This window comes from Halomonas sp. ND22Bw, assembly GCF_003011945.1.
In the GTDB taxonomy this organism is placed as follows: domain Bacteria; phylum Pseudomonadota; class Gammaproteobacteria; order Pseudomonadales; family Halomonadaceae; genus Halomonas; species Halomonas halophila.
In genome coordinates, this window is sequence record NZ_PXWD01000272.1 from 1 (window position 1) to 393 (window position 393).

Below are 393 nucleotides of genomic sequence, written 5' to 3' on the forward strand. Positions count from 1 at the left end.
CAGACGCAGAGCCAGCGCAAGACCAAGCCCACCGACGAGAGCGGGCGCTTTGCCGCCGCGATCCTCGGAAATACCGAGGACGTCTGGAAGGAGGTCCTGCCGAACCAGACCGGGCGTCAGTACCGCCCGACCACCATGGTGCTCTACCAGGGAGGCACGCGCAGCGGCTGCGGCTCGGCCCAGGCGGCGATGGGGCCGTTCTACTGCCCCCTCGACAAGAAGGTCTACCTCGACACGTCCTTCTTCAAGGAGATGGAACAGAAGTTCGGCGTGAAGGGCGACTTCGCCTACGCCTACGTCATCGCGCACGAGGTCGGCCATCACGTGCAGGACGAGCTCGGCATCCTCGGCAAGGTCCAGGGCCGGCAGCAGGCCGCGTCCAACAAGACCGAG

The 393-nt window shown here is 66.2% G+C and carries 1 protein-coding gene; it reads left to right on the forward strand.

The window, feature by feature from the left end; translation table 11 throughout:
- On the forward strand, positions 1-393 hold a 393-nt coding region (locus tag CVH10_RS18025; RefSeq protein ID WP_181244475.1), incomplete at both ends, for a neutral zinc metallopeptidase.